This window comes from Paenibacillus sp. BK033 (assembly GCF_004345425.1).
Lineage (GTDB): Bacteria > Bacillota > Bacilli > Paenibacillales > Paenibacillaceae > Pristimantibacillus.
On the sequence record NZ_SLVP01000004.1, the window covers coordinates 490,958 to 501,390 of the forward strand.

The 10,433-nt window shown below is 50.9% G+C and carries 4 protein-coding genes; all 4 read left to right on the forward strand.

The features are described from left to right. Positions 1-108 precede the first annotated feature (108 nt). Positions 109-4,539: an Ig-like domain-containing protein gene (locus EV294_RS17090; RefSeq protein ID WP_132308848.1), complete on the forward strand. Its 4,431-nt coding sequence runs from the start codon at positions 109-111 to the stop codon at positions 4,537-4,539. A 773-nt stretch (positions 4,540-5,312) separates the two neighbouring features. After that, positions 5,313-8,027, forward strand: coding sequence for a stalk domain-containing protein (locus tag EV294_RS17095; protein ID WP_132308850.1), 2,715 nt, complete (start codon positions 5,313-5,315; stop codon positions 8,025-8,027). 174 nt (positions 8,028-8,201) lie between these two features. Continuing rightward, a complete protein-coding gene (locus EV294_RS17100; protein WP_132308852.1) occupies positions 8,202-9,362 on the forward strand; it encodes a sensor histidine kinase in 1,161 nt (386 codons plus the stop codon). Between the two features lie 7 nt (positions 9,363-9,369). Next, complete coding sequence (locus EV294_RS17105) at positions 9,370-10,098, forward strand: response regulator (protein ID WP_127499480.1); 729 nt, start codon at positions 9,370-9,372, stop codon at positions 10,096-10,098. Positions 10,099-10,433 lie beyond the last annotated feature (335 nt).

A 10,433-nucleotide genomic window follows, 5' to 3' on the forward strand; every position in this document is an offset into this window, starting at 1 on the left:
ACCTTTTCGACTCCGTTATCGACTAATACCTAGTTAGCCTAAATTTTTCAAGTTGATTTGCCGACAAATAGGGTACAAGTGTATTTAGCTGGGGAGTGATTGCGGGAAATGTTAGTACGAAGCCGATTAAGTTTCATGATAGCTGTCTTATTAGTGCTCCAACTCGTTCTTACGGGTTGGTCAGAGAACACTCGCGTAGCACAAGCTGCATCAAGCGGGCCTATCGTTGTAGGCATGAGTCCGGCGGATAATGCAATTGGGGTCACGCCTGCAAGCGATTTGACGCTGACGTTTGATGAGGCCGTTACGAAAGGCGCCGATTCAGCGGTTATATCCATTTATAACTACAATACAAGCGATATTGTCGAGAGCATTCCGATGTCTTCTTACAAAATTAGACTCGATGCGACAGGCCGAACAGCTACCATTAATCCGGATGCAATCTTAAATGTAAATACGGATTATTACGTATTGATCGATTACGGCGCTTTTGCCAACGTATCTAACGGTGCTTATTATGCCGGCATTTCCAGTGCGACGACATGGAACTTTAGAACAGCAGCCGTTGTGGATACCGCTGGCCCAACGATTGTTGTGAAATCGCCGGATGCGGGCGCAACGAAAGTGGCTGTGGACAGTAAAGTGATCCTTCAGTTTAGTGAACCTGTCTATGCCGCAAGCGGCAGCGTGACATTAAGCAGCCTGACCGATACGAAAAATATTCCGGTAACCTCAAGCATGGTGCAAGGCAGCGGTACAAGCACGATTACAATTACGCCAAATACTCCGCTGGACTCCAATACCGACTATTCGGTTACGATTCCGAGAACGGCTTTCCAAGATGGCGCAGGCAATGTGATGGAGACGGGTGGCGCTTCGTATGTCAATTGGAGCTTCCGTACGGATCTGGCGCCTCTTACTATCGTCACGGCTACGCCGGCAAATTATGCGACTTCCGTATCCGTCTTAACGGATAAGCTGACCATGACGTTCGACCACAATATTGCGGCCGGAACTGAAAAGTTTATTGAAATCAGAGACGTGAAGAACAACACGACTTTTGCCAGAATCAAGACTAGCTCATCGCAAGTGGCGATTACGGGAGCGACAGCAACCGTTACTTTGCCGGCAAGTCCTAGATTTAACGCTAATACCTCTTACTATGTGTTAGTGGATGCGGGAGCTTTTATCGAGACGGACTCGGGCTCGAATTATCCATTCCCGGGAATTGCTAATGCTGCGGCGTGGAATTTTACAACCGGGTATGGCAATGATACGACCAAGCCGGCTCTTAAGAGCCTCACGCCAACAGCTGGCGGTATTCTGACCGCTACAACAGGCAAGCTTGTATTAACGTTTACGGAGCCTGTCTTTCAGGACAGCGGTACAATCGAGATCCGTACGGTAACGAGCGGCACCTTGTTCCGCTCCATTCCGGTTACTTCCGGCCGGGTATCCGGCGGCGGTACGGACACGATTACCATTGATGCAACAAGCGCATACGGCGGCGAAGCGGCAAAAGCTTTTGTGAATAATACCTCTTACTACGTAACTTTCGGAAGCCGCGCTTTTAAGGATGGAGTAGGGTTGTATTATGACGGGTTAACGAGCTCATCCAGTTGGAGGTTTACGGTTACGCAGGATAATGTGAAGCCGACTCTGGCCGCTACTTCACCAGCCAACAGTTCAACCTCGGCTGATCCCAATGGGACTTTGTCCGCAACGTTTAGCGAAGCCGTACAATCGGGCAGCGGACAGATCTGGATTCAATGCGTGAGCAGCACCAGCAGTCAATGCGCGACACCGTCGGTAGGAACCTCGGTATCCGTAGATCCGCTGAACAACAAGAAGCTTATTATTACACCAAACCAGGCTCTTCAGGCAGGAACGGCTTATTACGTCGTTATTGACCCGGATGCGGTAACCGATCTGGCGGGCAATACGTTTAACGGCATTCAGAACGAATACCAATGGGCATTCAAGACGCTTGGCGGGGATACAACGCCTCCGGCGATTTCGAAGCTGGAAGCCAACGGATCAACGATCGTTATGACTTATAACGAAGACTTGATGGAGAACTCGATTCCTACGGCCGGTAGCTTCTATATCACAGTTGATGGCGCATACCGCTCCGTTATCGGCGTTTCGGTATCCGGACCAAAGGTTACGTTAAAATTGTCCAGCAACATCGTAGACGGGCAGCAAGTGAAGCTGTCGTATTCCAAGCCTTCGGTTGCAACGCTGGGCATTCGGGATCTTTCGGGCAACCAGGCGCTTAGCCTGGCTTCCCAGACGGTAACGACCGCCGTGGACACAACCCAGCCGCAGCTGACGGGAGGGACCGCTGCAGGCGGGATCGTAACCTTGATCTTCTCGAAAAATCTGGCTTCGGTCAGCAGCTATGCTTATTCACAATTCAGTGTTTATGTTGGGGGTAATTACTACACGCCAACATCTGTGTACAGTACGGCAAATAAAGTTATCCTAGCTGTGAATACTTCAATTGATTCAAGTTCGAGCGTTCGAGTATCCTACAGTGCCGGTTCTTACCCGCTGCAGGATGCTGCAGGCAATAAAGTAAGCAATTTCAGCAATATTTCATTATCCAGCACGGTGGATACCTCGCTGCCAACGGTGCAAACCATTGACGCTTACGGTTCTTCCATCATCATTACTTATAATAAAACGCTGGATTCGACCAGAAGACCGTCAACCAGCCAGTACAGCGTACTTGTGAACAACTCGCTGCGCAGCGTAACGCAGGTAACCGTCTCCGGTCCACAGGTCCTTCTTACGGTAAGCCCGGATATTACAACCGGTTCGACCGTTAAAGTGTCCTATTCCAAGTTATACACAGCCTTATCAGACCTGTCCGGCAATGAAGCGGCAGCATTTACGAATGCGACGGCTTCGATAGGAAACGGTTCGTCTACGGATACCGGGTTATACGGGGCGGTGGTCAAAGGAACCAAATTGACCTTGTCCTTCTGGAAAACGCTCAATTCTTCCTATGCGCCATCCTCCGCCTACTTCTCGGTGAAGGTTAATAATTCGGCGGACCCGGCCACTAACGTAACCATTAGCGGCAATAGCGTTGTACTGACCCTTGCCCAAGCACCTGGCGTTGGCGATGCGGTAACCGTTACTTATTACGCCACTTCTACTAACAGCTTGCGCACGTCAGACGGCACGGTGATCAACAGCTTTACAAATGTGACGGTAGCCAATCAGACAACGCTAATTGATTCGCTGCCTGGCGGTTATGAAGAAGCTAGCGGTGGAGGCATCGGATTAACGACTTCGATGGCCACGCAGACATCGGATATTTCGCCTGCAGGCTATACGACTACCCGTTATACGATCCAAGCCGATAAGCTGTCTACCGCTTTTTCGGCGGCCAGAAGCGCGGGAATCAGCAATGCGCGGGTTGTTTTTGAGGTGCCAAGTTCCGAGAGAGCGGCGGTTGTAGCCGTTCCGTTAACGGTATTGGAGACGGCTTACCGTTCAAGTAACGGATCGTCTTTTGTCGTACAGTACGGAACAAGCTCCTATGAGATTCCGCTTAGCGCGCTGGCTTTCAAGAGTATGGCGTCCCTGATCGGATCAAGCTCAACAACAGGCAATCTTTTGATTAAAATTGAAAAGGGCTCTAACTCGAATACCAGTGGTTTAACTTCGGCTATCAGTAAAGCGGGGGCATCCCTCTTGTCGACGCCAATTACGTTCGAGACCTCGGTAGTGAACGGGACGACCGAAAAGAATCTTTCGGAATTTGGCGGCTATGTCAAACGGAGCTTTGAGTCGTTAGTAGCTGCAAATTCGAGCAACAGCGCGGTTGTGTGGCTGGACCCGCAAACCGGCAAGCTATCGTACGTGCCAACCACATTCTCTACGGAGAACGGTACGAATATGGTAACGTTCAAGCGGAAGGGCAACAGCTCTTATGCTCTGATCAGCGGTTCATCGAGGTTTACCGATATCGGCTCGCATTGGGCGGGTTCGACGATCAAGATGATGTCGAATAAATTCATTATCGAAGGTCGTTCGGGATCCACAACGAAGTTTGATCCGCAAAGCTCCATTACCCGCGCGGAATTTGCGGCGTATATTGTTCGCGGTCTCGGTTTGTCCGGAAGCCGGAGCGATGCTTCGAAGTACAGGGATGTAACAGGGGGAACCGTTACAGCGGCTTATATCGGCGCTGCGTCCAAAGCGGGCATCGTAACGGGCAACACGGACGGTACGTTTAAGCCGAACAGCCCGATAACTCGCCAGGAGATGGCGGTTATGATGTCCCGTGCCACAAAGGCTGCTGCGGTGACAATCACTCTGCCACAGTCGGAAACGACATACCTGTCCAAATTCAGCGACCGGACGAAAGTAGCGTCCTGGGCGAAAAGCGATTTGGCTAAAGCCGTATATATGGGGGTTATCACCGGCCAGACCGAAACCACCTTTGGCCCAACCAAAAACGCTACTCGCGCCGAAGCGATCGTTATGATCAAACGCTTGCTGGAGTATGTAGATTTGTTAGATTAATTTAATCTTTCTAGAGCCCCGTCACTGCGACGGGGCTTTTTATGTGCAGGAGTGGCAGTGTGGACGTTGGACATGGGCGTGGCGTAGAAGATAAGGTCCCTAAGGGACCTTAAGCGTGAAAAAAGAGTAGCTAGATAGTAGGATAAGGTCCCCAAGGGATCTTAAGATGGCGAAAGTGGCAGTGTAGGCGGTTGAAATGGCCGGTGGCGTAGAAGTTAAGGTCCCTATGGGACCTTAAGTGTGAAAAAGGAGTAGCTAGATAGTAGGTTAAGGTCCCTAAGGGACCTTAAGATGGCGAAGGTGGCAGTGTAGGCGGTTGAAAGGGGCGGTGGCGTAGAAGTTAGGGCCCCTATGGGACCTTAAGAGATAGAACCTGCGGGTCATCAGTGGGCGGTAGTTTGGTCCACGCGATGACCCACTTCATTCGGTCCGCCCTCCCAAGTGCTGGGGGATGGGGCGGCCAGAGGGGCGGAGAGAAAAGGTCATTCTGGAGAAAAGCATATGCTTACGAAGCAGCTTTCTTTCAGAAAGCTTTTAAGCGTTCGCCTTTGCAGGACGAATTCTAACGATAGCATCGTTATAATTCAAAAGAATTCGTCTGCAACAGCGATCGGAAGAATGACCTTTTCTCGCAGCCTTGCTCTTCCCAATAGTCCTACTAACACCCAGCACTTCCCTCCCATTTTATTAAGAAATTTTTATACTCGGAACTTTTCTCCCCTTCTAATAGTCTATAATAGGTAGATTAATAGATTAGGAGAGTTGCTATAACGATGAGTAAGGTACATAACAGCAAAGTCCGGCAGACGGGAAGTCTAGGCAAAAAGATCGCGGTTGTCGTAATCGGTGGCACATTGCTGGCTCAGCCAGTCTCGTCAGCTATTTCTTTTGACTTAAACCCGTTCCAAGCAGGTACAGCGGCTGCTGCTACGGCAGAGCCATCCCTTAAGCTTCTTCAACAGTCGTATATTACGGCTGGCGCGCAAAGAATGGACTATCTCTGGACGACCACACGAAGCGGCAAAGCTGCTCAAGCGAATATCCATGTTATTCAAGTGGATCTAACCAATCCGTATGTAAACTTGAACACCATGAGCGGCAAGAACGATACCGTAGGCAAGCTGAATACGGTTATGAATATGACGAAAGAGAACGGCGCGGTTGCAGGCATCAACGCCGATGTGTTTATCACAACAACGGAAGGCTCGCCAATGGGCGCGCAGGTAACAAGCGGAACGCTGATGACCAGCCCGATGCAAATTAAGGGCATGTATGCTTTTGCCGTGACAAAAGACCGCAAGCCGGTCATCGACAGCTATACCTTCGACGGTAAGGTTACGTCCGCGGACGGCTCCAGCTTTACGCTTGCAGGGCTGAACCAGTCAGCTTATATTCCGGAAGGCGGCTTATCCAGCTACAGCCACCTTAATGCTCTCTATATTTACAACAGCGCCTGGGGCGGCGCGGAGCGCCCTAAGAACTCGTCAACAACTCCAACGGAAGCACTGGTCGTAAACGGAGTCGTTCAGCAAATCTCGGACGGCAAGCCGTTAACCGGGGCGATCCCGGCAGACGGTTATATCCTGCGCGGCCATGGGACTGCGGCCCAATTTATTCTCGAGCATTTGCAGGTCGGCCAGTCGGTAACCTCCGATTACTCGCTCGTATCCGCCACATCCGGGCAAAAGGTAGATCCTGCATCTTTTGAAATGCTGGTAGGCGGACATACGATTCTCGTAAATAACGGTGCGGCTGCTACTTTCTCTCGCGATATTACGGGCGTCAGCGGCTCTTCCTACGTATCCCGTACGGCGGTTGGTTATTCCAAGGACGGTACGAAGGTTTATCTGATTACAAGCGAGGACTACGGCGACAGCACGGGGCTTAATCTGAAAGAACTCCAGCAGGTCATGGTGAAGCTTGGCGTGTACAAAGGGATCAACCTCGACGGCGGCGGTTCAACAACGATGATTGAGCGTCCGCTTGGCGAGACTTCGCTTCGTTTGGCGCATTCCACGCAATACGATACAACGCAGCGCAGCATTTCCAATTCGATTGGCGTATTCACGACGGCGCCGCAAGGCAATCTGAAAGGGATTGCGGTCAGCGGTTCGAATATTCTTTTTGTCGGACAAAAGACAACCTTCTCTGTAAAAGGCTATGATACCTATTACAATCCAACTACGGTAGACGGAACGAATGCAAGCTGGAGCAGCACAACGGGCGTTGGTTCGTTCAGCGGCAATACGTTTACGGCTTCCAAGCCGGGTATAACCAACATTACGGTGAAGTCCGGCTCCGTTACGGCTACTTATCCGGTTGAGGTTATCGGCAAAGATCAGATTGCGGAGCTGAAACTCGATACGGCGGCAGGCGTCTTGTCGAAGGGGGCAACGGTATCCATTCCGGTTAAGGTTACCCTGAAGAACGGCAAAACCTACAAGCTGACCGGCGACTCGCTGCAATGGGAGTTCACTGGCTTTACCGCAACAACAAGCGGCGATACGCTCACGGTAAACTCCGTCGATTCGGGCGCGACATCGGGCTACGCGATTGGCCGCTACGACGGCTATGCGACCATGCTTCCGTTCACGCAGGGCGGCTCCGAGAAAACGCTGGAGACATTCGAAAATGTATCCTATGCGATCAGCCCGCAGGTGACGCCGGCCGCGACAACAACGGGCAGCGTCAAGCTGGTGGCGGACCTGCCGGGCCAAACGTCAGGCAAAGCGCTGCAAATTTCCTACGACTTTAGTGCCGGGACCGGTACAAAAGCGGTATACGCGCAGTTTAACGGCACCTCCGGAAAATCGATTGACGGCTCCCCGGTATCGATGACAATGGACGTATACGGCGATAAGAGCTTGAACTGGCTGCGCGCCGAATTCGTGGATGCCAATGGTACGGTTCACCTCGTGGATCTGGCTAAGCAGCTCGACTGGACAGGCTGGAAATCGGTTAAGGCCGATCTGTCTGCCAAAGGAATGGCGTATCCGGTTAAGCTGAAGCGCGTTTACGTGGTGACAACGCCGGACGGTCAGGATGAGCGTGCAGCAACAGGCGCGGTAGGCATTGATAACATCAAGCTGCAATATGCGGCTTCAACGACAACACCGACTAAGGGCCATATCGAAATGACGATCGGCAAAAAGTCGGCCGTATCCAACGGCAAGACGATTGCGATGGAAGTCGCTCCGCTGGAGACGGGCGGTACGACTTATGTACCGATTCGGTTTGTTACCGATGCGATGGGCGTTACGCTGAAATGGGACAATAAGCTCAATCGCGTGACCGTTCTGAACGGTTCCAAAATGCTTGAAATGGTCATCGGCAAAAAGGAAATTAATATCAACGGCGCGCTTTCCCAGACGGAAGTGGCTCCTATGATCAAGAACGGAAGAACGTTAATTCCGATCCGTCTCGTTTCCGAAAAATTGGGTCTAAAGGTCACCTACGATAACAAAACGAAAAAGATTGCCATCGATTAATGGTGGACGAGCGGCAACCAACCTGTGTTATGATAAAGGGGAATAGCCTTTAACCAGATGAAACGGCCTCGTTGTCCTAGGGTAGCGGGGAATGTTTCATTCCGAGAATTCTAAGCGCTATTTATAAGGTGAAACTTATATATTCTTAGAATTTAAGAAAGGTTGCCGATTGTTTTGGACCAGCACATCGTGGATATTAATAGAGTGATTACGAATGCGATCTCCGTTATGGAGGACAGCAAACTACAAATTTACGAAATATGCGAATCGGCGCGCCAGGAGCTCGAATCCCTTGGTCAGGAGCTCGAGATTGTTCTTGCGGAAACGTTAACGACAATCGAAAGAGTAGACCAGCTGGAGCAGGACTACCGGCGCGCTCGCATTCGGCTGACTGAAGTTAGCCGAGACTTTGTTCGATATAAAGAAGAGGACATCAAAACCGCCTACGAAAAGGCGACTCAAATTCAGCTCGACCTGATGGTTTACCGGGAGAAGGAAGCGTATCTGAAAACTCGCCGGGACGATCTGCAGAAGCGGGTCCGCAATGTCGAGAAGTCGATCGAGCGGGCGGAGACGATTGCCTCGCAAATCAATGTGGTGCTCCAGTATTTGTCCGGCGACCTTAACCAGGTATCGCGCATATTGGAGTCGGCGAAGACGAGACAGATGATAGGTCTCAAGATCATCGTGGCGCAAGAAGAAGAACGGAAGCGGATTTCGCGGGAAATTCACGACGGACCGGCTCAATCGCTTGCCAATATCGTGCTACGAACGGAAATTGTGGAAAGAATGCTACTAAAGAAGGAATTTCAATTGGTGCAGGACGAATTATTAGATCTGAAAGGTCAGGTTCGTTCCGGACTGGAGGAAATAAGAAAAATTATTTTCAACCTGCGTCCGATGGCCTTGGATGATTTGGGTCTTGTACCTGCACTTCGCAAGTTCGCTCACGACTTTGAAGATAAGACAAAGATCCGGACAATCTTTGAGCTTAACGGTAAAGAAGTCAGGATGCCGTCAGCCATGGAGGCTGGTGTTTTCCGTCTCGTTCAGGAAGCGTTCACCAATGCTCAGAAGCATGCAAGAGCATCCTTTGTTACGCTGGAGGTTGCTTTTACGACTGAGACGGTCACGATTACGATCGTGGACAACGGTATTGGATTCCAGAGCGAGCAGGCGGAAGCCCATGCGCAGAACAACTCTTCTTTCGGCTTGATTGGCATGCGCGAGCGTGTAGATCTTCTTGAAGGGAGGATGGAAATCGACTCAAAATTAGGACAAGGGACGAAGATTATAATCAACATCCCAATTACCGTAGAGAGTAGAAAGGAGTAAGATGACGATGAACCAGGCTGCGCCGGGAAGTAAGCGCAAGATAAAAGTATTGCTAGCGGATGATCATCAACTTTTCCGCGAAGGACTTAAACGGATTCTGAACATGGAAGACGATCTCGAAGTTATTGGGGAATGCGGAGACGGCATACAAGTGCTTGAGTTTTGCAACCACACGATTCCGGAAATCGTGTTAATGGATATTAACATGCCCATCGAGAACGGCGTTGTAACGACCGAGAGGCTGAAGACGATTTTCCCCGATGTAAAAGTTATCATTCTGTCCATTCATGACGACGAAAGCTATGTATTCGAGACGCTCCGCAAAGGGGCTACCGGTTACTTGCTGAAGGACATGGAGGCGGAGTCGCTTATTAACGCGATCCGTTCCGTGGTGAACGGTCATGCTTACATCCATCCGAAGGTAACAGGAAAGCTGATCAACCAGCTGCGCCGCATGACTTACCTGGATGAGATGGGCGTGATTTCGGGCGCTGCGGCTGGCATGGAGCCAGGCGTGAAGTTCATAGCGGGCGAAGACAATCCGCTTACTCGCCGCGAGGCGGAAGTGCTGCGTCTTATGGCGGAAGGCAAGAGCAATAAGATGATTGGCGAGTATTTGTTCATTAGCGAGAAAACCGTTAAAAACCATGTAAGCAGCATCTTGCAGAAGATGGAGGTTGACGACCGCACGCAAGCGGTTATTCAATCCATCAAATATGGCTGGGTAACGCTGTAGCCGGGCTAGCTTTATTCACACGCAAAGCGCGCGGTGCTCAACCGGCGTGCAGAAGGCGAGGGGCTCGATCGAAGGCAGACCAAAGCTGCATGCGAGAGGCAGGAACCCGGTGAAAAGCGGCCCGCCAACAGGCGGCCGAAGTCAGATCAGGTCTGGTTACAGGTGCATAATAGAGTCCCGTGTCGTAGACGCGGGATTTTTTGTGTTCAGGGGGGGAAGTCGGGTCTTATCGAATGGGAATGGCGACTGGAGCGTGAAAATGGTGGAGTTGTGGGGACATAAGACCCTGCGGGGGTCTTATTGGGGTTGAGACTAGCTAGTTTGGTTAGGATAAG